Annotated in this window: 24 protein-coding genes; 14 read left to right on the forward strand and 10 right to left on the reverse strand. The window is 63.8% G+C overall.

Features of this window, described 5'->3' with window-relative positions; genetic code table 11:
- On the reverse strand, positions 1 to 603 hold a 603-nt coding region (locus HV796_RS34700; RefSeq protein ID WP_281369941.1), incomplete at its 3' end, for a citrate/2-methylcitrate synthase.
- A 364-nt stretch (positions 604 to 967) separates the two neighbouring features.
- Between HV796_RS34700 and HV796_RS34705 the strand changes: the two genes are divergently transcribed.
- Positions 968 to 1,393, forward strand: coding sequence for a hypothetical protein (locus HV796_RS34705; RefSeq protein WP_175232406.1), 426 nt, complete (start codon positions 968 to 970; stop codon positions 1,391 to 1,393).
- Between the two features lie 38 nt (positions 1,394 to 1,431).
- Here HV796_RS34705 and HV796_RS34710 read toward each other — a convergent pair whose 3' ends face one another.
- Complete coding sequence (locus HV796_RS34710; protein WP_175232427.1) at positions 1,432 to 2,229, reverse strand: alpha/beta fold hydrolase; 798 nt, start codon at positions 2,227 to 2,229, stop codon at positions 1,432 to 1,434.
- 175 nt (positions 2,230 to 2,404) lie between these two features.
- Positions 2,405 to 3,475, reverse strand: coding sequence for a rod shape-determining protein (gene mreB, locus HV796_RS34715; RefSeq protein ID WP_175232407.1), 1,071 nt, complete (start codon positions 3,473 to 3,475; stop codon positions 2,405 to 2,407).
- Positions 3,476 to 3,745: 270 nt separating this feature from the next.
- On the opposite strand from mreB, the gene HV796_RS34720 reads away from it, so the two are divergent.
- Positions 3,746 to 5,314 carry a DHA2 family efflux MFS transporter permease subunit gene (locus HV796_RS34720; RefSeq protein ID WP_175232408.1) on the forward strand — a complete coding sequence of 523 codons (1,569 nt, stop codon included), beginning with the start codon at positions 3,746 to 3,748 and terminating at the stop codon, positions 5,312 to 5,314.
- A 28-nt stretch (positions 5,315 to 5,342) separates the two neighbouring features.
- On the opposite strand, the gene HV796_RS34725 is transcribed toward HV796_RS34720, so the two are convergent.
- Positions 5,343 to 6,092: an AraC family transcriptional regulator gene (locus HV796_RS34725; protein ID WP_175232409.1), complete on the reverse strand. Its 750-nt coding sequence runs from the start codon at positions 6,090 to 6,092 to the stop codon at positions 5,343 to 5,345.
- A gap of 172 nt (positions 6,093 to 6,264) precedes the next feature.
- Between HV796_RS34725 and HV796_RS34730 the strand changes: the two genes are divergently transcribed.
- From HV796_RS34730 to HV796_RS34740, 3 genes are all read left to right on the forward strand, one after another.
- Positions 6,265 to 7,005, forward strand: coding sequence for a PadR family transcriptional regulator (locus HV796_RS34730; RefSeq protein WP_175232410.1), 741 nt, complete (start codon positions 6,265 to 6,267; stop codon positions 7,003 to 7,005).
- Positions 7,006 to 7,042: 37 nt separating this feature from the next.
- Complete coding sequence (locus HV796_RS34735; RefSeq protein ID WP_175232411.1) at positions 7,043 to 7,858, forward strand: siderophore-interacting protein; 816 nt, start codon at positions 7,043 to 7,045, stop codon at positions 7,856 to 7,858.
- Between the two features lie 209 nt (positions 7,859 to 8,067).
- Positions 8,068 to 9,444 (forward strand): short-chain fatty acid transporter, encoded by a 1,377-nt coding sequence (locus HV796_RS34740; protein ID WP_175232412.1) that lies wholly within the window; start codon positions 8,068 to 8,070, stop codon positions 9,442 to 9,444.
- A gap of 20 nt (positions 9,445 to 9,464) precedes the next feature.
- Here the strand turns inward: HV796_RS34740 and mmsB are convergent, their stop codons facing one another.
- Complete coding sequence (gene mmsB, locus HV796_RS34745; RefSeq protein WP_175232413.1) at positions 9,465 to 10,388, reverse strand: 3-hydroxyisobutyrate dehydrogenase; 924 nt, start codon at positions 10,386 to 10,388, stop codon at positions 9,465 to 9,467.
- 81 nt (positions 10,389 to 10,469) lie between these two features.
- The gene (locus HV796_RS34750; RefSeq protein ID WP_175232414.1) at positions 10,470 to 12,161 is read right to left on the reverse strand and encodes an AMP-binding protein; all 1,692 of its coding nucleotides are present in this window, start codon (positions 12,159 to 12,161) and stop codon (positions 10,470 to 10,472) included.
- 358 nt (positions 12,162 to 12,519) lie between these two features.
- On the opposite strand from HV796_RS34750, the gene HV796_RS34755 reads away from it, so the two are divergent.
- The 5 genes from HV796_RS34755 to HV796_RS34775 all read left to right on the forward strand — a co-directional run bounded on the left by HV796_RS34755 (position 12,520) and on the right by HV796_RS34775 (position 17,758).
- Positions 12,520 to 14,184 carry an NfeD family protein gene (locus HV796_RS34755; protein ID WP_175232415.1) on the forward strand — a complete coding sequence of 555 codons (1,665 nt, stop codon included), beginning with the start codon at positions 12,520 to 12,522 and terminating at the stop codon, positions 14,182 to 14,184.
- Positions 14,181 to 14,954 carry a slipin family protein gene (locus HV796_RS34760; protein ID WP_175232416.1) on the forward strand — a complete coding sequence of 258 codons (774 nt, stop codon included), beginning with the start codon at positions 14,181 to 14,183 and terminating at the stop codon, positions 14,952 to 14,954. Before HV796_RS34755 ends, HV796_RS34760 begins: the two co-directional genes overlap by 4 nt.
- Before the next feature lie 96 nt (positions 14,955 to 15,050).
- The gene (locus HV796_RS34765) at positions 15,051 to 15,311 is read left to right on the forward strand and encodes a DUF4148 domain-containing protein (RefSeq protein WP_175232417.1); all 261 of its coding nucleotides are present in this window, start codon (positions 15,051 to 15,053) and stop codon (positions 15,309 to 15,311) included.
- 558 nt (positions 15,312 to 15,869) lie between these two features.
- Positions 15,870 to 17,171, forward strand: a complete 1,302-nt coding sequence (locus HV796_RS34770) for an NCS2 family permease (RefSeq protein WP_175232418.1) — start codon at positions 15,870 to 15,872, stop codon at positions 17,169 to 17,171.
- Between the two features lie 56 nt (positions 17,172 to 17,227).
- Positions 17,228 to 17,758, forward strand: a complete 531-nt coding sequence (locus tag HV796_RS34775) for a cytochrome b (RefSeq protein ID WP_175232419.1) — start codon at positions 17,228 to 17,230, stop codon at positions 17,756 to 17,758.
- Positions 17,759 to 17,857: 99 nt separating this feature from the next.
- Here the strand turns inward: HV796_RS34775 and HV796_RS34780 are convergent, their stop codons facing one another.
- Positions 17,858 to 18,148 (reverse strand): DUF1488 family protein, encoded by a 291-nt coding sequence (locus tag HV796_RS34780; RefSeq protein WP_175232420.1) that lies wholly within the window; start codon positions 18,146 to 18,148, stop codon positions 17,858 to 17,860.
- 539 nt (positions 18,149 to 18,687) lie between these two features.
- On the opposite strand from HV796_RS34780, the gene HV796_RS34785 reads away from it, so the two are divergent.
- The 3 genes from HV796_RS34785 (at position 18,688) to HV796_RS34795 (ending at position 22,496) form a co-directional block, all read left to right on the forward strand.
- Positions 18,688 to 20,703, forward strand: a complete 2,016-nt coding sequence (locus HV796_RS34785) for a sigma-54-dependent Fis family transcriptional regulator (protein WP_377694576.1) — start codon at positions 18,688 to 18,690, stop codon at positions 20,701 to 20,703.
- A 138-nt stretch (positions 20,704 to 20,841) separates the two neighbouring features.
- On the forward strand, positions 20,842 to 22,011 hold the full coding sequence (locus tag HV796_RS34790; RefSeq protein ID WP_175232422.1) for a VIT1/CCC1 transporter family protein: 1,170 nt from the start codon (positions 20,842 to 20,844) through the stop codon (positions 22,009 to 22,011).
- A 185-nt stretch (positions 22,012 to 22,196) separates the two neighbouring features.
- A complete protein-coding gene (locus HV796_RS34795; RefSeq protein WP_175232423.1) occupies positions 22,197 to 22,496 on the forward strand; it encodes a 2Fe-2S iron-sulfur cluster-binding protein in 300 nt (99 codons plus the stop codon).
- 49 nt (positions 22,497 to 22,545) lie between these two features.
- On the opposite strand, the gene HV796_RS34800 is transcribed toward HV796_RS34795, so the two are convergent.
- Both HV796_RS34800 and HV796_RS34805 read right to left on the reverse strand, forming a co-directional pair.
- Positions 22,546 to 22,872 (reverse strand): helix-turn-helix domain-containing protein, encoded by a 327-nt coding sequence (locus tag HV796_RS34800; protein ID WP_175232424.1) that lies wholly within the window; start codon positions 22,870 to 22,872, stop codon positions 22,546 to 22,548.
- Positions 22,856 to 23,158, reverse strand: a complete 303-nt coding sequence (locus tag HV796_RS34805; protein ID WP_246356198.1) for a type II toxin-antitoxin system RelE family toxin — start codon at positions 23,156 to 23,158, stop codon at positions 22,856 to 22,858. Before HV796_RS34805 ends, HV796_RS34800 begins: the two co-directional genes overlap by 17 nt.
- A 329-nt stretch (positions 23,159 to 23,487) precedes the next feature.
- Between HV796_RS34805 and HV796_RS34810 the strand changes: the two genes are divergently transcribed.
- Entirely contained in the window at positions 23,488 to 24,732 is a 1,245-nt protein-coding gene (locus HV796_RS34810) for an NAD(P)/FAD-dependent oxidoreductase (RefSeq protein WP_175232425.1), read from the forward strand.
- A gap of 36 nt (positions 24,733 to 24,768) precedes the next feature.
- On the opposite strand, the gene HV796_RS34815 is transcribed toward HV796_RS34810, so the two are convergent.
- Positions 24,769 to 25,213, reverse strand: a 445-nt coding sequence (locus tag HV796_RS34815; protein ID WP_175232426.1) for an AEC family transporter, incomplete at its 5' end; no start/stop codon positions are given.

Below are 25,213 nucleotides of genomic sequence, written 5' to 3' on the forward strand. Positions count from 1 at the left end.
GTTCGCGCTGTACGACAGATCGTTCTGCGGATACACGAACGGCTGGCCGATGCTGTACTTGTACGCCATCGCAACCAGCGTCGGCAGCTTCGCGATCATGCGGATTGCCGATACCTCGCGATGGTCGGCGTTCGTGATGTCGAGCGAGTCATGATAGAACGCGGACAGCGCGCCGACTGCCGCCACCAGAATCGCCATCGGGTGCGCATCGCGACGGAAACCGCGGAAGAAGAAGTGCATCTGCTCGTGCACCATCGTGTGATTCGTCACAGCGTGCACGAACTCTTCCTTCTGCTGCGCGTTCGGCAGTTCGCCCTTCAGCAGCAGGTAACAGGTCTCGAGGAAGTCCGCATTCTGCGCGAGGCCGTCGATCGGAAAACCCCGGTACAGCAGTTCGCCCTTGTCCCCGTCGATGTACGTGATCGCCGAGTTGCACGACGCCGTCGACATGAAGCCCGGGTCGTACGTGAACTTGCCGGTCTGGCCGTATAGCTTGCGAATGTCGATTACGTCCGGGCCCATCGTCCCTTGATAAACCGGTAATTCAATTTTCTCGCCGCTGTCCGAAAACGTCAGCGTTGCGTGTGCGCCTGAGCTGTTCATTCAAAGTCCTCGTATCAATTCATTGAACGAGCTGCCGATAACAAGGCATGCGACGGCGCCCGCTTTAATGTTGCATTGCATTTTACGGCGCGGATTCGTCAACTTTGCGTCGATATCCACAACAATGAGTACCGCCGAATGAAACACTCATTGATACGAAGCCCGTGCGAAGCGAAGCACGAAGCCGACAAAATGAAAGAAAGTGCTATGAATGCAACAATCTTTTCCGCGGCGGAACGGGACAGAGCGCAAATCGGTCTGCGATACTGGTGGCAAGCGGTAGACCGTCTGCGCGGTGGCATCAGGACCTGGCCACACGTAACGCGCAGACGTCGATGAAACTCATTGAACAGGGATGTCAAGAATGACACTGAATATGGAAGCGCTTTTCCCGGATACCGGCGAACATGAAGAGGCGGTGGTCAGCGCGCTGAACCATCAGGATATCGTGCTGGCGATGTCGGCCGCGCTCGCCACCGAAAAGATCGCGGTGCTGCATATGCTTTACCCACGCACCGACGCGCGCACGCACGACAGCCTCGACTCACTGGTCGACCGTTTGCATGGCCACGGATTGCACCAGGTTGCGCGACTCATCTCGCAGCAGGCCCACTATCTGGTGTTCCGGAATCCGGCGAAAGCGTGGAAGGCATTTCATGAAATCCGCAACGACTCCCTCGCGATCGGCGTGCATCTTTACTACTGCGGCTTTGTCGGCGAGGCCGCGGAGCGCGCGCTCGACGAAGACGCGCATCAGCATCCCAAGGGCAAGGGCAAACACAAGCATTAAAGCCGCATCACGCTCGCCGCGGGCGTCGATGCAGACGTTCACGCCCGAGCGGCGGTCGCAGTGCTCCGCACGAATGCGTCGACGTAGCGATTGAATGCGGCAGGATGCGCGAGATTCATTCCGTGCGACGCGCCGTTGACCGTGTTGCGGCGCGCATGCGGGCACCATGACGCGAGCGCGGTAACGGTACGCCTGAACATGTCCGGGCTTTTCTCACCATCGATCAACAGCACCGGGCAGCGGACCTGTGAGGCATCGTCAGGCACATAGGCCGGCAGCGGATCGCGGAACTGGCGCGCAAGCGTATGCGCGTTGTCCGTCGCCATCGTGCGGAACGCGACCGTGCTCTTTGCCCAGAAACCGGGGCGGCTCACCGAATCGACGAAGAGCTGCAAGCCCGCCTCCACGTTCCCTTGTTCGATCAATTGCGCAGCCCGCGCGCGCAGCGCGTTGACCGTTTCCGGCAGGCGCGCGAGCGGACGGCCGGCGATCTGCAACGGGCCGCCGGGGTCGGCGAGCGTGAGGGTCCGAAGCTGCCGCACATGCCTGCGCGCGAAATGAAACGACACACACCCGCCGCGCGAATGACCAATCACATGCGCTGGCCCCGCGCCGAAACGCGCGATGAATTCGGCGAGTTCATCGGCGTGGCGGCTCCAGCTGAACGGCAATTGCGGTAGTGTATCGACGTTGGGCCAGTAGTGCGTGAGGCTGACCGCGACGCACCGGTAACGGTCCGACAGACCGTCGAGTTGCGGCTGCCAGTAGCGGTAATCGCACAGCGAGCCATGCACGAACAGCAGCAGTTCGCCCGCGCCTCGCTCGACGTACGGCATCCGCAAGCCGTTGCTGAGTTCGACGAATGAGGGTGTTGAAACCACCGGTAGGGGGATAGGTGTGGGTGCGTTCACCGCCGCAATTGTCCCACAGCGTTCGGGGGTACGCATGCCAGCGTGCGCATCGCGGAGCCCGCCCGCGCGCGCAGCGCGAACGCCCGGCTACTTGAGCCGTTCACTCGTACACGTATGCGTCGATCAGGCCCGCTTCGGCCACCGCACCGGCGCCGCGCACCGCACATGTCAGCGGCTCGTCGGCGACCCGGACGTCAAGACCGAGTTCACCCGCGAGATAGCGCGTCAGATTGCCGAGCAGCGCGCCGCCGCCCGTCAGCACGATGCCCGCGTGCGCGATGTCGGTGACGAGTTCGGGCGGTGCATTCTCGAGCGCTGCCTTCACCGCGACCAGTACCTGGCGCAACGGCACGACGATCGCATCGGCAACGTCCTGCGTGCTGATCTCGATCGTGCGCGGCAGTCCGTCGTCGACGCTGCGACCGGTCGCGAACATTTTCTGCTCGGGCGCGTCGCGCAGTGCCGAACCGATGGTTTTCTTCACGTGCTCTGCCGTTTGCTCGCCGAGCACCACGCCGTACATGCCGCGTACATAGTTGACGATTGCCTGGTCGAACTGATCGCCGCCGATGCGGATTGACCCACTATAGGCGATGCCTCCCAGCGCGATCACCCCGATCTCAGTCGTGCCGCCACCGATATCGACGACCATCGAGCCGGTCGCTTCCGACACCGGCAGCCCCGCGCCGACGGCCGACGCCAGCGATTCCTCGATCAGGTTGACCGTCCAGGCGCCCGCGGCCACTGCCGCCTCGCGGATCGCGCGCCGCTCGACCTGCGTCGCGCCGGCCGGCACGCATATCGTGAATGCCGCACGCCGCGCAAAGAACGGCCGCGGCTTCGCCATATCGACGAACTGGCGAATCATATGTTCGGCAGCCGGAAAATTCGCGATCACGCCGTGACGCATCGGCCGCACCGGCTCGAGGTTGCCGGGCGCCCGGCCGAGCATCTGCTTGGCCTCGACGCCGACCGCCGCGACGCGCCTGCGCCCTTCCGCCGACACCTGCTTCTGAAAGCACACGACCGAAGGCTGATTGACGACGATCCCGCCGTCGTCGGTGTAAATCAGCGTATTGGCCGTGCCGAGGTCGACGGCAACGGAGTAGCGGAACAGGCGTCCGAAAAACGAAGTGTGGTTCGGCGAAGCTTGTGGCATCGATCGCGCCATATGTCGGCTCTGTAGGTGTGTGGTTGGCCGCCTTGCGGGCGGCGCGAAACTCTCGAACGCGCGGGTGGGCGTTGTGCCGGTTCGTGCGTCGGGCACGTCTTTCAGGCTTATGACAGCCGTTAACGGCGGCCCGCGGACAATCTTTAGCGCAACGTAGCGAAGGCGCAGGTTGACGAAAACCTACAAAACGCCTTCATTTGCAGCGCTTTTCGGCCATGGCCCGGCCTGCAAGAGGGCTTCGCCGCGCGCGAATACGCGTATGCTGGCGCGATGGCGAACCAACCGACCACAACGCCCGCCGCTCCCTCACCCCCGCCCCCTCTGGAAGGCGGCCAGCTTGCGCTCGCGACTTTCGTGGTCGCGCTCGCCACCTTCATGAACGTGCTCGATACCTCGATCGCGAATGTCGCGATACCGACCATCTCGGGCAATCTCGGCGTATCCGTCGACGAAGGCACGTGGGTCATCACGGTATTCGCGGCAGCCAACGCGGTGTCGATTCCGCTCACCGGCTGGTTGACGCAACGCATCGGGCAGATCCGCCTCTTCGTCGGCTCGATCCTGATGTTTACGCTCGCGTCATGGCTCTGCGGAATCGCGCCAAGTCTGCCGGTGCTGCTGATGTCGCGGGTGCTGCAAGGCGCCGTCGCCGGTCCGCTGATTCCGCTGTCGCAAGCCATCCTGCTCAGCTCCTGGCCGAAGGCGAAAGCAGCGAGCGCACTTGCACTATGGGCAATGACGGCGACCGTCGGTCCGATCGCGGGCCCGTTGCTCGGCGGCTGGATCACCGATAGGTACAGCTGGTCGTGGATCTTCTACATCAACATTCCGGTCGGCATCTTCGCGGCCGGCGTCACCTGGATGATCTATCGCGAACGCGAAACCCCGACCAGAAACCCGCCGATCGACGTCGTCGGGCTCGCGCTCCTGATTACATGGGTTGCGTCGCTGCAGATCATGCTCGACAAGGGCAAGGATCTTGACTGGTTCGGCTCGCCGGTGATTGTCGCGCTGGCGATCGCCGCGGCGATCAGTTTTGCGTTTTTCCTGATCTGGGAGCTAACCGAAGAAAATCCGGTAGTCGATTTGCGGCTGTTCAAGCAGCGCAATTTCCTCGGCGGCACGATTGCGATCTCGGTCGCGTATGCGGTGTTTTTCGGTAACCTCGTGCTGCTGCCGCAGTGGATGCAGGAGTATCTGAACTACCGCTCGGTCGACGCGGGCATCGTCACCGCGCCGCTCGGCGTTTTCGCGGTCATTCTCGCGCCGGTGATGGCCCGCGTGCTGCCGCGCTCGGACGCGCGCATCATCGCGACGCTCGCGTTTGTCGGCTTTGCGTTCGTCTTCTGGCTGCGCTCGAAATATGTGATCGAGATCGATACGTGGCATCTCGTGCTGCCGACGCTGCTGCAAGGCGTTCCGATGGCGCTCTTCTTCGTGCCGCTGACCGCGATCATCCTGGCCGGCCAGCCGCCGCAACGCATTCCCGCGGCAGCCGGCCTGTCGAACTTCGCGCGGGTTTTTTGCGGTGCGGTGGGGACATCGATCGCGGGCAATGCGTGGAACAACCGGACGGTCCTGCATCACGTGCGGCTGACCGAGCACGCGAGCCTCGGCAATCCATTATTCGTGCAACAAATCGACGCGACCCGCTCGGTCCTCGGCATCGATACCCACGCCGCGCACGCGCTGTTCGACTTCACCGTGAACACGCAGGCTGCGATGATGGGGCTAAACGACATCTTCTTCGCGTCAGCGGTGATCTTCGTGTTGATCATTCCGCTGATCTGGATCACGCGGCCCGTAACAGGCGGCGGCGATGCGGCGGGCGCGCATTGACGCGCGACCCGGCCGCGCCAGCCTCACTTCAACGGAAATACCTGGCGGGCGTTTCGCCGAGCGAATCCTTGAACACCGCGATAAACGACGATACGTCGTTGTAACCGACGTCGAGCGCCACCCGCGTCACACTGGCGCCCGCGCCCAGCCGCTCGAGCGCAATGAGCAAACGCAGTTGCTGCCGCCACTGGCCGAACGTGAGCCCGGTTTCCTTCACGAACAGGCGCGCGGCGGTGCGCGCGGTTACGCCCGCGCCGGCCGCGAGTTCGTCGAGTACGCCGGACTGCGCCGGATGCGCGAGCAGCGCGTCGGCGATACGCAGGATTCGGCGGTCCCGCGGGTACTGCAATGACAGAGGCGCCTTCGCGAGCAGCGGCAGTCGGTCGACGATCACGTCGATGAGGCGCGATTCGGGGCCGTCAGCCGGATAGTCGGCGCCGAATTGCGCGGCCGCGAGCAGTAATTCGTCGACAAGCGGCTCCACCGATACCACGCGGTTTTCGGCCGGCACCGGCACGGCGTCGGTATCCGCGTACAGCGTCCGGGTCACAACCGGATTAAGCGATGTCGCGCGATGCAGCGCCCCCGGCAGCAGCCACACCGCATGATGCGGCGGCACCACCCATACCCCTCGATCGGTGCGCACCGTCAACACCCCCTCGCTGACGTGCACGAATTGCGCGCGCCGCTGCGCGTGCCACGGCTTGTCCAGCGCGTCGTGTCGCTCGGCGAGCACAAATACGGGACGCTGCACCGCATTCAGATCGATGAGGTCCATGGTGTCCGTTTTGCCCTGTCAGATATCGAAACGGTGCGAGATTAGCACGTTGGCCGCGACCTTGCCGCGACGGCGGCCGACCCGACTGACAAAACGGGTTTGACAAATTATCTTTAGATATATATCTTAAGATACATCTTTCGATATACCTCATCGGACAAAGGAGTCCGCAATGCGCGATCACCGCCATTTCCATGCTTCTCACGGGCGCGACCACGCCGCCCATCACCGCTTCGCCGACTCGTTCTCGCTGCACCGTTTGTGGCACGCATGGCATGCGATCGGCCGCCACCCTCACCCGCGCGGTGGACGCTTCCCGGGCGGCGGCCCAGGCGGCTTCAGCGACGAAGGCGACGGTTTTCCGCGCGGCCGCAAATTCACCTCCGACGACTTGCAACTGCTGCTGCTTGCATTGATCGACGAGCGGCCCAGCCACGGGTACGAACTGATCAAGGCGCTTGAGGCACGCTCGAACGGCTTTTACTCGCCAAGCCCTGGCATGGTGTACCCGGCGCTCACTTATCTCGAAGAACTCGGTTACGTGAGCGTGCAGACGGAAGGCAACCGCAAGCGTTACGAACTGGCCGATGCGGGCCGCGACTATCTTGCGGCCAATCGCGAACGCGCCGAGTTGATGCTTGCGAAGCTCAGCCATATCGCACGCAAGATGGATATGGTGCGACGTGCGTTCGCCGGCGACGCAGTGGGCAACCCCGGTGCTGACGCAGGCAGCGACGAATTCGGCCGCGCCGCGGGCTGGTTGCCCGAGTTCATCGAGGCGCGCCGAGCGCTGAAGCACGCATTGCTGATGCGCGACAACGCGTCGCCCGACGAACAACGTCGCATCGCCGCCATCCTCGCGCGCGCGACCGCCGAAATCGAACGCAAGCCCGAAAACAGCGACAAGGCCTGACGCGAGCCTGCGCGTCATTCACGAGAGAAATTCGCCCATGCACAACCGCTCCGATCTTGCGGTGACGCGCGTTCGTCATCCGCTGAAGTTCCGTCTGCTGCAAGTCAAGCAGGTCCGGCCTCTGACGCCGCACCTGACCCGTGTAACGCTGACCGGCGACGATCTGCACGACTTCGAATCGGCATCGTTTGACGATCATGTCAAAGTCTTCTTTCCCAGGCCCGGCGCGGACAAGCCTGTCATTCCCGAAGCCAGTCCCGACGGCCCGGTGTTCGCAGCCGACCAACCACGTTCGGTGGCGCGCGACTTCACCCCACGCCGCTACGACCGCGCGGCGCGCGAACTCGACCTCGAGTTCGCGCTGCACGAAGCGGGGCCCGCCGCCGAATGGGCCGCCCAGGCGCGCGTCGGGCACTACCTGGGCATCGGCGGCCCGCGCGGCTCGATGGTCATTCCAACCGGGTTCGACTGGCACCTGCTGATCGGCGACGACACCGCGCTGCCTGCCATCGGGCGGCGTCTCGAAGAATTGCCGGCAGGCACACGCGTGGCCGCCGTCATCGAAGTCGGCGACCCTTCCGCACGCATCGAGTTCGCGACGGCGGCGAATCTGTACAGCGTGTGGCGCTATCGCAGTGACGCCGCGTTCCGCGGCGGCGCCCTGCTGCAAGCGGTGCGCGAAACCTGGCTGCCCGACGGCGATGGCTATGTGTGGGCCGCCGGCGAAGCGGCAACGATGCGCGCAGTACGCTATCACCTCGTCAACGAGCGCGGTATCGACAAAACACGGATTCGTGCAGCGAGCTACTGGAAAGAGGGTGCGGTCGCTGTGCACGAAGCGCTCGACGACTGACCCGATTCCATCGCGGCAAAGCGTAGTTTTCCTACCAATCGTGACTCCACACCGCGCGCGCGGGTTTATGCTGACCGGATAGCACACATCGAAAAATTCCGGTATGGTTCGTGCCCACGCCGATGCGGCACGTCGGTGCAAAAGCTTTCAAAGCGAAGGCTCGCGCACCGACCGATGTCGCCTCTGAAACCGTGAGCAAGAGAGAGACGATGAACGGGAGACCCCCTGCTGCAAACGTATTGCAACCTGAACGACGCGATATCGTAAGCGCGCTCGTCTATCTGTTCGAGCGCGTGATGCCGGACCCGTTCGTGCTATCAATCGGGCTCACACTCGTTGTGATCGTGCTGTCGATGCTGTTCGCGCCAAAGGCCGACATCCCGCACATTCTCAGCGCGTGGTACGGCGGCGCATTTGGCATCCTCGGCTTTGCACTGCAGATGACTCTGATTCTCGCAACCGGCTACGCGATCGCCGATGCGCCCGTCGTGCAGCGCGCGCTACGCGCGCTCGCGTCGCGCGTGCAAACACCGACCAAGGCAGCGCTTGTCGTGTTCCCGATCGTGGCGGTCGCGGCCTGGCTGAACTGGGGTCTGGGGCTGGTGGTCGGCGCGTTGCTCGCGCGCGAGATCGCGAAACGGGTCAATGTCGATTTCGCGTGGCTCGTCGCAGGCAGCTACTCCGCGTGGTCAATCTGCAATAGCGGGCTGTCGAGCTCGATCGCGCTATCGCAGGCATCGCACGGCAATGCGCTGAATCTCGTCGAGAAAGCGACGGGCCAGGTCATACCGCTGACGCAAACGGTGTTCGCACCGTTCGTGTTCGTGCCGACGATTGCCGTGGTCGTGGTCATGACGTTCATCTTTATCAAAATGCATCCTCGCGCAGCGGCGATCACGCCGCTGCGCGAAGAAAGCGCCGCGCCGGCTGACGACCCGCACGCGCGCAGCGCGGGCGACGGTTCGCTCGCCGCGCGCCTCGAACAATCGATGCTCGGCACGCTGCTGCTGCTCGCAATGGGTATCGGCTATCTCGCGATCCAATGGCATCAGAAAGGGTTCGAGCTCGATATCAATACGACCATCCTGATCTTCCTGCTCGCCGGGCTCGCATTGCAGCGCACGCCGATCGCCTATGCGGATGCGATTCGCCGCGCCGCACGGCAAACCGGTTCGATGCTGCTGCAATACCCGATGTACGGCGGCGTGATGGGGATCATGAGCGGCACCGGGCTCGCATCGGTCATCGCGAAGGCATTCGTGGTCGTATCGACACCCGCGACGCTCGCGCTGTGGAGCTATCTGAGCTCGCTGATCATTACGCTGCTGATTCCGAGCGCGGGCGGACACTGGGCGGTGCAAGGGCCGTTCGTGCTGCCCGCCGCGCTAAGCCTGCATGCGCCGGTCGCGCGCACCGCCATGGGTGTCGCGATGGCGGAGAACGTTTCGAACATGCTGCAGCCGTTCTGGGCAGTGCCGGTCGTCGCGATTGCCGGCATCCGGATTCAACGTGTCATGGGATACACCGCGGTGACCTTTGTCGTATCGCTGGTGATCTACGCGGCGGCGCTGTGGCTCATACCGTGACGCGTTGAGCGAGCGCGCGGTCAATCCTCTATCTCCGATTCTGTCGATCGTGCTGCGTCCGGATCGCGGCGATACAGCCTGATCACCGCCGAAAAGTCGAGTTTGCCTGCGCCGTTCGTGCTCATTGCCTGATACAGCTGTTGCGCGAGCGCACCCAGAAAGACCGGCTGCCGCGCGAGCCTGGCGGCGTCGGTCGCGAGGCCGAGATCCTTCAGCATCAGATCGGTGCCGAAGCCTCCGGTATAGCCGCGCGACGATGGCGCGGTATCGATCACGCCCGGAAACGGGTTATAGGTATCGGAGCTCCAGCAGCGTCCAGTCGACGCATTCATGATGCTCGCCAGCACCTTCGGGTCGATGCCGAGCGCCTCGCCAAGCGCCATCCCTTCCGCAACGCCCGCCATCGTGATGCCAAGCACGAGGTTATTGCAAATTTTCGCGATCTGACCGCTGCCGGTGTTGCCGCAATGCACGATATTGCGTCCCATCGCGGACAGCACCGGTTTCACGTGTTCGTATGCATCGGTGCTGCCGCCGACCATGAAGGTCAACGTGCCCGCCGCCGCGCCGCCTGTCCCGCCCGATACCGGCGCATCGACGAATGCATTGCCTTGCCGCTGTGCGAGCGCCGCGAAGGCGGTCACGCTGGCCGGGTCGATCGTGCTTGAATCGACGATCGCCACGCCTTGCGCGATGCCGGCGAGCACACCGTCGTCGCCGGTCAGCACACTGCGCACGTGCGCGGCGGCAGGCAGCATCGTGATGACGCATTCGACAGCGGTGGCCGCTGCTTTCGGCGACACGGCCGGCAGCGCGCCCGCGTCCGCGAGCGCCTGCACGGCCGGTGCGCTGACGTCGAACAGTTGCAGCGTGTGCCCCGCCTTGAGCAGATTGCGCGCCATCGGCGCGCCCATATTGCCAAGCCCTACGAAACCGATTTTCATTGCGTTGCCTCCGTATCTGTGTGTCGGTATGTCATGCGTGCGGTCGGGGGTTAGCGTGCACGTCCCGCGTCGCGTGGCCCATCAGCGCAGGTCCGGGAAGTCTTCTTCCCAATACTCGCCAGGCAGACGCGCAGGCTCGTCCGTGCGATCGAATTCGCGGCGCCGTAGTTCGACGCGGCGGATCTTCCCGGAGATCGTCTTCGGTAGTTCGCTGAACTGCAGACGGCGAATCCGCTTATAGGGCGCCAGCTTTTCGCGCGCGAAGCGGAATACGTCGCGCGCAACGTCAGGGCTCGCGTCGAAGCCCTGACGCACGGTGACAAACGCCTTCGGCACCGAGAAGCGCAACGGATCCGGGCTCGGCACCACCGCCGCTTCCGCGATCGCCTCGTGCTCGATCAGCACGCTTTCGATCTCGAACGGACTCAACCGGTAATCCGATGACTTGAACACGTCGTCGGAGCGGCCAACGTAGACGAGGTAGCCATCGTCACGCCACAGCGCGACGTCGGACGTGTGGTAGTAGCCGTTGCGCATTGCGTTCGCAGTCGCCGTCCCGTTGTTCGCGTAGCTCGTCATCAGGCCGAGTGGACGCTGCGCGAGCGGCAGCGCGATTTCGCCTTCAGCGGCGGGCCGGTCGTCCGCATCGACGAGTTCGACCCGGTAGCCCGGCAACGGCCGCCCCATCGACCCGGGCACGACCGGCTGCCCCGGCGAATTGCCGACCTGGCAGGTCGTCTCGGTCTGGCCGTAGCCGTCGCGGATCGTGATGTTCCATGCGTGGCGCACGCGCTCGATGATCTCCGGGTTGAGCGGCTCGCCTGCGCCGACAATCTCGCGCAGCTTCACCGGATACGATGCCAACGGCTCCTGGACCAGCATCCGCCAGACCGTGGGCGGCGCGCACAGCGTCGTGACGTTGCAGCGCACCAGCATGCCGAGCGTGTCTTTTGGCGCGAAACGCGCGAAGTTGTAGACGAACGCGCATGCCTGCGCATTCCACGGCGCGAAGAAACAGCTCCACGCATGCTTCGCCCAGCCTGGCGAACTGATGTTCCAATGGATGTCGCCGGGTTGCAGGCCGATCCAGTACATCGTCGACAGATGGCCGACCGGATAGCTCTCGTGCGTATGCTCGACGAGCTTGGGCCTCGACGTCGTACCGGAGGTGAAATAAAGCAGCATCGGGTCGGTCGCACGCGTCGGGCCGTCGGGTGTAAATGATGGCGATGAGTCGTAGGCCGCCGCGATATCGGTCCAGCCGTCGCGCGGCGTGCCGACCGAAATGCGCGTGAGCCGCGCGTCGAGTGCATCGAATTTCGCGAGCTCCGCGCTGTCGACGATCGCCACGTTCGCGCCGCCCAGTTGCACGCGATCACGCACGTCATCGGCGGAAAGCTGTGTGGTCGCGGGCAATACGATCGCGCCGAGCTTGATTGCGGCCAGCATCACGTCCCACAGCTCCACGCGATTCGGCAGCATCAATAGCAGCCGGTCGCCGCGGCCCACACGCAGCCCGCGCAGGAAATTCGCCAGCCGGTTCGAGCGCTCGGCCATCTGCGCATACGAAAGCCTGAGACCGTCGCCGTTCGTGTCGTCGACGATCCACAGCGCCGGGCTGTCGTTGTTTCGCGCGATCACGTCGAAGTAATCGAGCGCCCAGTTGAACTCACCGAGCACGGGCCACTTGAACTCGCGATACGCACGCTCGTAGTCGGTGCGGTAGCGCAATAACAGATCGCGTGCTTCGATAAAGCTGGCGGCTGCCGTCATCGTTGTCTCCACGGTCGGCGCGGATGCGCTCTATTGGCGGATTATTCTGCCTTGAAACCTTGTGCACGATAACCGCTGTTTGACCTTAGGCGGCAACCAGGCGCAGCCGATGCCGACGATGCTTGCGCGTGCAACCGACTTTACGCCGCCCTGCATAGCGGCGAGGCTGCCGGGACGTACGGTCGCGATCCGAGACGGCCGGCCGCGTGACGTCACGACCGAGGAGCTCGATCGCAGGTCTCGCCATCGCAGGTCTCACGCATTCGCCGGAATCCGACTAAGCTTAATAACAGGCCTCCTTTTGAGGCTGGTCGCCGCCGGCGCCGAGATCCGTCCTGCGGCGCACTGGCCGTCGACGATGAGAATCTACCCGCTTCTCCCGTACCGGCAACCCCGGCCGCCATCGAGGCGCCACGCCGCATGCTGCGTGGCAACGACGGCGAGCGCGACAATACACCGGGCCCTGCGCAACCTGTGTCTGCGTGGGGTGCGCATAGCGCTGCTGATGGCTGCGTGCGCGGCGTTGGCAAGCGGCGGCTGGTCCGGCTTCGACCCGCTTTTCGGCGCACTTCCCGCGCTAGCCGCGGATACGCGGGCCGTCCCCGCGCCCGGCACGCCAGCCCGAGTCATCGTCATCCCTGTCAATGGCGCAATCGGGCCCGCCAGCGCCGACTTCATCGTGCGCGGCCTCGCGCGAGCCGCGCACGACCGTGCCGCGCTGGCCATACTGGAACTCGACACGCCAGGCGGCCTCGATACATCGATGCGGCAAATCATCAAGGCGGTGCTGGGCTCGCCGATACCCGTTGCCGCGTATATCGCACCGGGCGGAGCGCGCGCCGCAAGCGCGGGCACGTATATCGTCTATGCGAGCCACATCGCCGCGATGGCGCCGGGCACGAATCTCGGCGCCGCGACGCCGGTGCAGATTGGCATCGGCGGCTCGGACAATCCGCGACCTGGTGCGGCCCCGGCACTGCCTGGCCCCACGGCAGATAACAAAACCGGCGGCAAGCCGGATAGCACAGCCTCCGGCGCCTCCGCGCCCGTTGCGTCTTCAGATACCGCGGCGCCTGCGCTCGACACGCAGTCGACCGAGACCCGCAAGCAGGTGCAGGACGCGTCCGCCTACATCCGCGGCCTCGCGCAACTGCGCGGCCGCAATGCGAACTGGGCGGAGCACGCCGTGCGCGAAGCGGTCAGCCTGTCGGCGAGCGAGGCGCGCGAGCAGAAAGTGGTTGACCTCGTGGCCCGCGATACCCCCGATCTGCTGCGGCAACTGGACGGCCACACGGTCATCACCGCGGACGGCGAGCATCGGCTTGCCCTGTCACACGCGAGCGTGGTGACGCTCGAGCCGGACTGGCGTAGCCGCTTCCTGTCGGTGATCACCGATCCGAACGTGGCGTTGATCTTGCTGATGATCGGCATGTACGGCCTTTTCTTTGAGTTCGCGAACCCAGGTTTCGTGCTGCCGGGCGTGGCCGGCACGATCAGTCTGCTGGTCGGGCTGTTCGCGCTGCAGTTGCTGCCGATCAACTATGTGGGACTTGGCCTGATTTTCCTCGGCCTTGCGTTCCTGATCGCCGAAGCGTTCCTGCCGACTTTCGGGTCGCTCGGCTTCGGCGGCGTGGTTGCGTTCGCGATCGGCGCATTGATGCTGATGGATACCGACGTCCCCGGCTTCGGCATTCCGTTGCCGATGATCGCGGGCGTCACGCTGTTCGGCGCTCTGTTCGTGTTCACGGTATCGAGCGTCGCGCTGCGCGCGCGGCGGCGGCCGATCGTGACAGGCTCGGAAGCGCTGATCGGCAGTATCGGCGTGATCCTCGATGACGGCCTCACGCCGGTTGACGCCGGCGGCATCGGCACCGGCTGGGCGCGCGTGCACGGCGAACGCTGGCGTGTCGAGAGCGGCGAGCCGTTGCCGGCGGGCCACAAGGTCCGTGTCACCGGCCGCCACGGACTCACGCTGACGGTCGTGCAGGCCGGTGCGGCGTCACTACAAGGAGAACGCAGATGATCGGTTTCACATTCGGTTTCGGCAGCATTCTGATTGTGGTCATTGCGTTGCTGATCGCATCGTCGATCCGCGTTTTTCGCGAGTACGAACGCGGCGTCGTGTTTATGCTCGGACGCTTCTGGAAAGTGAAAGGACCGGGGCTGGTACTGATCATTCCGGTCGTCCAGCAAGTGGTGCGGATGGACCTGCGCACTGTCGTATTCGATGTCCCGCCGCAGGACGTGATTACGCGCGACAACGTCTCGGTGAAAGTGAACGCGGTGGTCTATTTTCGCGTCGTCGATCCTGAGCGTGCGGTGATCCAGGTCGCGCGCTACCTCGAAGCGACCAGCCAGCTCGCGCAGACGACGCTGCGTGCGGTGCTCGGCAAGCATGAGCTCGACGAACTGCTGTCGGAACGCGAGCAACTGAACGCGGATATCCAGAAGGTGCTCGATACGCAAACCGACGCGTGGGGCATCAAGGTATCGACGGTCGAAATCAAGCACGTGGACATCAATGAGACGATGATCCGCGCCATTGCGCGACAAGCGGAAGCGGAACGCGAGCGGCGCGCGAAGGTGATTCATGCGGAAGGCGAACTGCAGGCTTCGGAGAAGCTGTTGAGCGCGGCGCGCATGCTCGCGCAGCAGCCGCAGGCGATGCAATTGCGCTATCTGCAAACGTTGACGACTATCGCCGCCGACAAGAACTCGACGATTGTGTTTCCGCTGCCTATCGACCTGCTGAACGCGGTCTTGGACCGAATGGGGAAGACCACGCAACCGTGAGCATGCTATTTGAGCACAAGCGTTCGCCCGTGCCTCACGCGCGCGAGCGACACGATCTAGAATAGGAAGGCCACACGACTTATTGAGGACGCAACCATGAAACGCCTTCCTCGGATGCTTCTCTGCGCAATTGCCGGTGCCGCGTGTGTCACGTATGCGTTTGCAGACGCGCCCGGGCGTTCGTATGACCCGTCGACGCCGAAGACGCGTGCAGAAGTGATAGCCGATTTTGCTGCGTGGCGCGCGGCCGGGTATGACCCGAATGACTGGATCGACTATCCCGAGAATGCCATTGCGGCAGGCAGGATCGTCGCGGCGCGACGTGCCGCGGCAGCGGCGGGCCAGGCTGAACAGTAGGCGGTTTAGTCGAGGGGCGCCGCGGCCCTTTCGCTGCAGGCGCTAGCACCCTACCGGCGGCCACCGTCGACACTTTCAACCGGTACCACGCACACTCGCAATGGCACTCGCCTCGCGGCATGCGTCGTGTTCGACAGACGAAGTATCCCAGCCAAAGCACGCCACCGACAAACACGGCGCAGGTCACCAAAGTCCATAACAATTCAAGCGTTTCAATTCCTGATACTGGCAAGTCAGGCTGGCGCGAGCGCAAGTATCTTTCTACCCAGGTAAATCAGCCCCGTGCTGGTCCTTGAGCCAAAGATGCAACGGAATTGCCACGATATGCCCCTTCCCAATTTGTTCATATAAACTCCGCAGCAATATCGGGTGGGCAGCCGTTTGTCTACGAAAGCAACAAAATTTGATACGCCCGCCCTTCATTGCCACCCAGGAAGTCCCTGCTGCCCGGGCAGACGATTCATGTTTACAATCCGCCCCGTGGCTGTTCGGACCACGGCCGCTTTGCTGGCAGTCTTCTTTGACAACAATGACTTAACCCGACGAGAGAATCGGCACATGGACTCCGTAAAACGGTATTTCGGCTTCGACGAAGCGGGCACCAACCTGCGCACCGAAGTGCTCGCAGGCGTCACCACCTTCCTGACGATGGCCTACATCATCTTCGTCAACCCCGCGATCCTCGGCGACGCGGGCATGCCGAAAGACTCGGTGTTCGTCGCGACCTGTATCGTCGCGGCGCTTGCGTCGGTGATCATGGGCCTCTACGCGAACTATCCGATTGCGCTCGCGCCCGGCATGGGGCTCAACGCATACTTCGCGTATACGGTCGTCAAAGGGATGCACTTCCCGTGGCAAGCGGCGCTCGGCGCCGTGTTCATCTCGGGCTGTCTGTTTATGATCGTCACGCTGTTTCGCGTGCGCGAGGTGATCGTCAACGGCATTCCGCATTCAATCCGCATTGCGATTACCGGCGGCATCGGGCTCTTTCTCGCAATCATCTCGTTGAAGTCCGCCGGCATCGTGACCGGCAACCCGGCCACGCTGGTGACGCTCGGCAATCTGCATGACGCGCACGTGGTGCTCGCGGTCGTCGGTTTCTTTGCCATCGTCACGCTCGACTATCTGCAGGTGCGCGGCGCGATCCTGATCGGCATCGTCGGCGTGACCGTCCTGAGCTTCTTCTTCGGTGGCAACGAGTTCCACGGCATCGTATCCGCGCCGCCGTCGATCGAGCCGACGCTCTTCAAACTCGATATCCATGGCGCGCTGTCAACTGGCGTGCTCAACGTGGTCCTCGTGTTCTTCCTTGTCGAACTGTTCGACGCCACCGGCACGCTGATGGGCGTCGCCAATCGCGCGGGCCTGCTCGTCGAGGGCAAGATGCACCGCCTGAACCGCGCCCTGCTCGCGGATAGCACCGCGATTCTCGCGGGCTCGGTGCTCGGCACGTCGTCGACCACCGCATACATCGAAAGCGCGTCGGGGGTGCAGGCCGGCGGCCGGACCGGCGTCACGGCACTCACCGTCGCAGTCCTGTTTCTGCTGAGCCTGTTCTTCGCGCCGCTCGCCGGCGTGGTGCCGCCTTACGCGACCGCGCCAGCCCTGCTGTATGTGTCGTGTCTGATGCTGCGCGAAATGGCCGACCTGCCGTGGGACGACGCAACCGAAGTCGTACCGGCCGCGCTCACCGCCCTTCTGATGCCGTTCACGTATTCGATTGCGAACGGGGTCGCGTTCGGCTTCATCTCGTATGCAGGCCTTAAGCTGCTGACCGGACAAGCGCGACGGGTCAAGCTGGTGGTGTGGATCATTGCAGTGGTTTTCCTGCTGCGCTTTTTCTATCTCGGCGCGGAATAACCGCAACCGCGCGCGCGATTTGTCGTGTGACGCAGGAATCCGCTACAGGAGCATGCATGTCTTCTTATTCAACGCAGGAACGCTACTCGCGACCTGCGATCTTCTTCCACTGGGCCATCTTCGTGCTGGTCGCGATTGCGTACTTCGCGATTGAAATACGTGGTCCGAAAGGCAGCGACAGCCGCATCCTGTGGACCGGCGTCCATATGTGGGCCGGCACGCTGGTGGTGTCGCTCGCGGTACTACGGCTTCTATGGCGGCTCTGGCGCGGCGCACCTGCCGAAGTGGAAACCAACGCTCTATTGACCTTTCTCGCAAGGCTGGTTCATCTCGCGCTCTATGTATTCATTTTCGCGCAGCCGCTGCTTGGCATTCTGATGGTCAACACCGGCGGTCATCCGGTCACGCTTGCCGGGACCGACTGGCAGATCGTGCTTGTGGGCGCCGACGCCGGCGCGAGGCATATGCTCCACGCGGCCCACATCTGGCTCGGCAATGCGTTTTATTGGGTGATCGGCGTGCACGCGCTCGCGGCAATCGGCCATCAGCTGGTGTTCAGGCATCGCACTCTACAGCGCATGCTGTAGCGACGGGCCGCGCGAATGAACGCCAACGCGCACGCTCCTAAGGGTTTTCGCCAGGCAGTGGGCAACAGCGCCATCGCGAATGGCGCAGTGACGAACTGTTTATGCGCGGACGTTCGCCTCGTAGAACCGCACATACCCGCTGCGCAGCACCAGACACTGCGCGCGCGTCTCGGACAGCAACCGGCGCGCCGCGGCTTCGATGCGTGTGCGGTGGGCGTCGAACGCGCCCAGCATGTCTTCAATGCGTGGCGACGCCGCGCCGAAATGGTCTTCGAGCGCCTCGGCGGTGATCATGCATTCCACCCTTTCACCATCGACCATCGCCGGAAACGCCAGGGTGAGCTCTCGCCCCGAATATTCGGGGACCTCGTTCGGGAAAATGATCTGCATGGGAATCGCCTGCCGGGTTGAACGCTATCACAGGGCCGCGCCTGCCCTTTGAGTGCCTCCATCGCGGAACGCAAGCGCGGATCGAACCGCCGCGGACAGTGTGCGCAAGCGCACCGCCGAAACGATTTCATTCACTTTAGACGACCTGCGCCGCACCGCAAAGTTTACGTTGCCGCACACCATCGCGGTGCAGGAACAGCACAAAACCCGCGCTGCGGCGGTGCAAAAAGGACATGTCGCGCACCGCTGCCGACTGGGCTCGAACCGGCATCGCACGCGCCCGCCTGGTACTCGTTCGCTTAGCCGCTCCTGGTTACGAGGGCCATGTATCGGCGGAACGCACGCGATGCGAACAAACGTGTAACAGTTCTAATGATTGCGTTTGTCGTCAGCCGGCCGTGTCGAATCGCCGCAGCGTCCTGTAAGATAAACGTTCACCTGAAGCCGAATGCTGCAGTGCCAGATAAATGGCACGACGACATGACGAAACCAGCCGCTCGCGCGCGGCCCATGTTTCGCATTCCAACGGAGACAAGCCTGTGAATCCTCGTCCCGCTATCGGTCAGCCAGCCGCGCAAATCGAGGTCATCGCGCAAGCCCACGCGCGCTCGCGCGAGTTCGGTCTACACGCGCATGAGGCACCCGACTTCCATCCGCTTCCGCAAAACCAGTTGCTGGATCTCGTCGAGCGCAGTCAGTCGCTGTACTCACATGCGCTGCCGGTGATGGAAACCCTGCATGCGCAGATCGTCGACACACAAAGCATGGTGCTGCTCACCGACAGCAATGGCGTGATCCTGCACAGCCTCGGCGACAGCGACTTCGTTGAAAAGGCGCGGCGCGTCGCGCTGTGTGCCGGCGTATCGTGGGCCGAAGCCGACCGCGGCACGAACGCAATCGGCACAGCGCTAGCCGATGGGCGGCCGACGGTCGTGCACGGCGGCGAGCACTTTCTGCATGCGAACCGTATCCTCACCTGCTCGTGCGCGCCGATTGCCGACCCGTACGGCAATACGATCGGTGCACTCGACGTCAGCGGCAACACGCGCGGCTTTCACAAGCACACGCTGGCGCTGGTGCGGATGTCCGCGCAAATCATCGAAAATCACCTGTTTGTGAATCAGTTTGCCGACGCCGTGCGGGTGCGCTTTCACGCGCGCGCCGAATTTGTCGGAACGCTATTTGAGGGCCTCGCCGCATTTGCAGCCGACGGCCGCTTTCTGTCCGCGAACCGCAGCGCGCTGTTCCAGTTCGGCCGGCCGCTTGCGGTACTCAACGGGCAGCCGTTCGATGCGCTGTTCAGCGTGCCATTCGCGGCCCTCGTGCAGCAGGCGGAACGCGCACCGGGCGAATGCGTGACGCTAACGCTGCCAAGCGGCGTACGGGTCGTCGGGCGAGCCGAATGCCGCGTGCGACCCGCGTTCGTGGAGACCGGTTCGCGCAGCCAGGCGCAGCAAAAAGCGACAGGACACGCGCCTGACGGCCTCACAACGGGCACCGCCGTTGCGGCGCCCGCCCAGCCCGCGGTCACCTTCGCGGACCTCGATACGGGCGACGCCAAGGTCGCCGACGTCCTGCGCCGTGTCGAGAAAATAGGCGGTCGCGACATTCCGCTGCTCGTGCTCGGCAAAACGGGGACCGGCAAGGAATGGCTCGCCCGCGCGTTTCATCATGAGTCGCCGCGGCGCGCGGCGCCATTCGTCGCGGTGAATTGCGCATCGCTGCCGGATACCCTGATCGAAGCCGAACTGTTCGGCTACGAAGACGGCGCATTCACCGGCGCACGCAAACGCGGCAACGTCGGCAAGATCCTCCAGGCCAATGGAGGCACGCTCTTTCTCGACGAAATCGGCGATATGCCGCTCGCGCAGCAAGTGCGGCTGATGCGTGTGCTGCAGGAGCGTTCGGTCGTACCGCTCGGCGGCGCGCGCGCGATTCCGGTCGATGTGCGGATCGTCTGCGCGACACACCGGGACCTGCGCGAGATGATCGACGCCGGCACTTTCCGCGAAGACCTGTATTACCGCATCAATGGGCTCGCTGTCACGCTGCCCGCGTTGTGCGAGCGGACCGACTTCGCGGTGCTTGTCGACCGGATGCTGGCCGGGCAGCGACGCGAAGAGTTCGGCACGCCGTCACACGTCAGCCCCGAGGTGCTCGAGTTATTCACGGGCTGCCGGTGGCCCGGCAATCTGCGGCAACTGTCGAACGTGCTGCGCACGGCGGGGATTATGGCGGAGGGCGCCGACGCGATCCATGTCGAGCATCTTCCTGAAGATTTCCTCGCCGAGCATGCAGCGTCACGAAGGCAAACTGGCAGAAAAGCGGACGAAGCAATATCCGTCGGCGCTGAGACAAATGGCGCACCGCTCACGCCGATCGGCTCTTCTGCGCGCTGCCCACCGCGCCCGCTCGTACGCATGACCGAATGGCAGGCCGCGCTGATCGAACAGACGCTCGCGCGGCATGGCGGCAATATCTCCGCGGCCTCGCGTGAACTGGGACTCGCGCGCAACACCGTCTATCGTTATCTGCGCTTGCGCGGCGTGCACTGACCGCGCTGGCCAGCCGACGCTACCGCCATGGCGGGTGACGTTAGCGCCGCGCACTGATTCACTAGCCCGTTTGCGGCCGAGGCGAGCGGCGTTCCCAGGCTATGCTTGCTGAACCATTTCCCACGCACGCGCTCAGCGATGGCAACGCGTCACGAAATCAAACGATTCCGCATGAACCTCGCCGACGAACTCGACAGCGCCGCGCTATACGACACGCTCGCGCGCGTCGAAAAGGACCCGGCGCGGCGCACTGTTTTCACGCAACTGGCCAATTCTGAACGCGAGCACGCGAACATCTGGCTCGACAAGCTGCGGGCGGGCGGCGTGCATGTGCGAACGCACCGCCTCAGCGCGAAAACCCACCTGATGCGCGCGCTGATCCATACGCTCGGGCCGTCGTTCGTGCTGCCGGCATTGGCGGCCGCCGAAACCGCGGATCGCGACAAGTACGCGCATCAGCCCGACGCCGCACAGCTTTCCGCTGACGAGCAACGTCACGCGGCAGTGATGGAGGCAGTCGTCGCGCAGGACATGCAGCGCGCCACCAGCCTGATGAGCACACGCGTGCGGCGGCACCGCGCGCCGTCTGCGTCGCGGCCCGCCGTTCACGCGGAGGCATGGCACAAGGGCGTCGCGTCGGGCAACGATCTGCGCGCCGCGGTGCTGGGCGCCAACGACGGGCTCGTGTCGAACTTCTGTCTGATCATGGGCGTCGCAGGCGCGGGCGCGAGCAACAAGGCAATCATGCTGACCGGCCTCGCCGGCCTGATTGCGGGCGCGTGCTCGATGGCGCTGGGCGAATGGCTGTCGGTGACGAACGCACGCGAACTTGCGCGCACGCAGATCGCCAAGGAAGCAGACGAACTCGAACACGCACCGGATGCGGAGCGCCGCGAGCTCGCGCTGATCTACGAGGCGAAAGGCATCGACGCCGCCGAGGCGCGGCGCGTCGCCGCGCAGATCATGCGCGACAAGCAGAAAGCGCTCGATACGCTGACGCGCGAGGAACTGGGCATCGATCCCGCGGAACTCGGCGGCAATCCGTGGTCGGCGGCCGGCGTATCGTTCTGCCTGTTTTCACTGGGCGCGATCTTCCCGGTGTTGCCGTTTCTATGGACGCACGGCATGACAGCCATCGCGCAATGCATTGCACTGAGCGCGTTCGGACTCGCGGCGGTCGGCGTGTTCACGTCGCTTTTCAATGGGCGTAGCGCCGCCTTTTCCGCGTCGCGGCAGATCATCATCGGTTTGATCGCGGCCGCGTTTACTTTCGGGGCCGGCCATCTGCTTGGTGTGTCCATTTCCTGATTACACGGGATACGCATCTGCGTGTGCGACGTGCCTGCGCGGCCGACGCGCGTGCTATGCGGCTTCTCGGGTAAACTCCGCTACGTTCGGCTGGTGTGCCGCTGGTGCTCCGCTGATGCTCCGCTGATGCTCATTACGCGGCCCTTTAGCCTACGCTGCTCTGTTTGCCGACTGTGTCGATTGCAATGCTCGAGCCTGACGCAACGTTTACCGTGCTCATTCAACCACTCGGACGTTCGTTCGAGGCACCCGATTCGCTGACCGTGCTTGAGGCCGCGGGCTTCGCCGGTTTGCGGCTGCCACGCTCATGCCGCAACGGCACGTGCCGCACCTGCTTGTGCAAGATGACCTCAGGCCACGTGCGTTATCAGATTGAATGGCCCGGCGTCAGTGCGGAGGAAAAGGCGGAAGGCTATATCCTGCCCTGCGTCGCGATCGCCGAAAGCGACCTCGTCATCGAGGTCACGGGTGTGCAAGAGATGTGATCGGCTGCTCGCGGCGCGCGGCGCGTACCGCGAGCAGCCGATCAACGCATCAGAAGTCGAGTTGATCCGTGGTGATCTCCAGCGCGGCCGCAATCTTGTCGCGTGACGATTTGCGCAGACGTTCACTGCTCTCCTGCTGCGCATAAGCCGATTGGCTAATGCCCAGACGCTGCGCCACCTCAGCCTGCGTCAGCCCCAGATGCTCGCGCCATGCGCGCAACGGCGTTGCGCCATCGACGGTGCGGCTTACTACATCGTGAGGGATCAGCCCGCCTTCGCCGCTACGCTCCGCGAGGTACTGCATGTACGGAATAACCACGAAGGCCGGTGCACCGTCATCACCGTTGATAAGTTGAATATTAGTACGTGCGTTCATCCCGTTTCCTCACCTCTTCGATCTCGACAACCTTGATCGCGCCGTCCCAGTTGAACAGAACGCGGAAGTCGCCGATGCGCAACCGGTAACCGTGCGCATGGTTCGTCAAATGCACTACATTGTGGCAAAACGGCATGGCAGCGAGCGTCGCCACGCCATCACGAATGGTGACCTGATGCTGGCGGTCCAGCTTGCGTAGCTGCCGGACCGCCTTCGTGGTCCAGTCGATTAAGTTCAATGGCTTCATTATAAGCAAAAAATAAGTCAAAGGTAAAGTCCATTTCATTCCTTGTTTTCTGGTGGAGCGGATCTGCCGACATTTCTGTCGTCGTCCAGTTTTTCGAAGAATTATCTTGTTAGTTATCCTGAACACCTAAGACATCATGACCCGGCGGTCGGAGCCCGGTTGCCGATGCGCGGCGTGTTCACTCACAGCGATCCGCATACTCGCACGTCACACGTGTATGTTGGCCATACGAAAACTCTGAAATGCAGTCGTCGCGCGGTCCCGATCCTGCTACCCGTTAGTCCGCCCAACCGCTCCCCCTATAATCGGTGGGCAATCCGCATCACCACGGGCCGGACTCTGCGCTATCCAACAACACGCAAACCCGCATGGACTTCGACGTTATCGTTCTAGGCGCCGGCATTGTCGGTGTCTCCTCTGCTGTGCATCTGCAGGATCGCGGGCGGCGCGTCGCCCTTGTCGACCGGCGCGCCCCCGGCGAAGAAACGAGCTTCGGCAACGCCGGGCTCATAGAGCGTTCGTCGATCGTTCCGTACGGTTTTCCACGCAGTCTTGCCACATTGCTGCGTTACGCGCGCAACCGGTCGACCGATCTTTACTGGGACTACAAGGCGCTGCCTTCCTACGCCGGATGGCTGATGCGCTACTGGTGGGAATCCGCGCCGCGGCGGCATGCAGGCGCCGCGCACGACATGTTGCCGCTGATCAGCGCGTGCATCGCCGAACACGATGCGCTGATCGCCCGCGCCGGCGCCGCTCATCTGGTGCACGACGGCGGCTGGATCGAGGCGTACCGCACGCAAGCGGCACTCGACAAAAAATGCGCGGCTGCCGAAGCCGCCGCGCGTGAACATGGCCTGCGCGTCGAGCCGCTCGACGCGGCCGCGTTGCGTGCGCGTGAACCCGGCATCGGCGAAAGCCTGTGCGGCGGGGTTCATTGGCGCGATCCGAAAAGCGTGCGCAGTCCGGGTGCGCTGGTGAAAAGTTACGCGCGACTGTTCGAAAGCATCGGCGGCGTGTTTGTCACCGGCGATGCGACGACGCTGCGCGCCGAACACGGCGCATGGACCGTCGAGACCGCATCCGGACGCCTGAGCGCGCGAGACGTCGTGATCGCGCTCGGCCCATGGTCCGATATCGTGTTCGCGCCGCTGGGCTATCGCATCCCATTGCGTGTGAAACGCGGCTATCACATGCACTACCGGCCGACGCGCGTGCCGCTGTCGGTCCCCGTCGTCGATATCGAACGCGGTTATGTGGTCGCACCGATGGAAGACAACCGTTTGCGCGTCACCACTGGCGCCGAGCTTGCGATGCGCGAGACGCCGCCCACCGGCATCCAGCTTGCGCGTGTCGAACCGCTCGCACGCGCGGCGTTCGGGATCGGCGAACGACTCGATGCGCAGCCATGGCTTGGCATGCGGCCGTGCACGCCCGACATGCGACCCGTGATCGGGCCCGCGCCGTGGCACAGCGGCTTGTGGTTCGCATTCGGCCACAACCATCATGGGCTCACGCTTGGGCCGGTCACCGGCCGCCTGCTGGCCGAGATGATCACCGGCGTCACGCCGTTCACAGACCCGCGGCCGTATCGCGCCGAACGATTCGGCTAGCACGCCGCCGCGCGGCCGACGACGTCGCCGGAAAAATCAGATGCCGTGCCGCTGCATGATCAGCAATAACAACGACAGCGTCACGAGCGACGCCAGCGTCGAAAAGAGAATGGTCTGTGACGTGACCTGTGCCTCGCGCTGATAAAACTCGGCGAGCATGTAAGGTCCGGTGCCGGTCGGCAGCGCGGCCAGTAACACGGCCATATCCACGACGTCGGCAGGCAGCGCGAACACGCGAGCCGCCATCCACCAGGTGAACGCCGGCTGCACAACGAGCTTGATCGCGGTAAACACGAACGACGTCTTGCGTCCGTCATCCGCCGGCCGCTTCGCGGCAAGGAAAAGGCCGAGGCTCACCAGCGCGCACGGACTCGCCGCGCCGCCCAACAGCTTCAGGAAGGTCTCGACGCTGTGCGGCAACGTCCAATGCGCGCTCGCAACGAGCGCACCCGCGATCGGCGAGACGATCAGCGGATTTCTC

This window comes from Paraburkholderia humisilvae, from assembly GCF_902859855.1.
Lineage (GTDB): Bacteria > Pseudomonadota > Gammaproteobacteria > Burkholderiales > Burkholderiaceae > Paraburkholderia > Paraburkholderia humisilvae.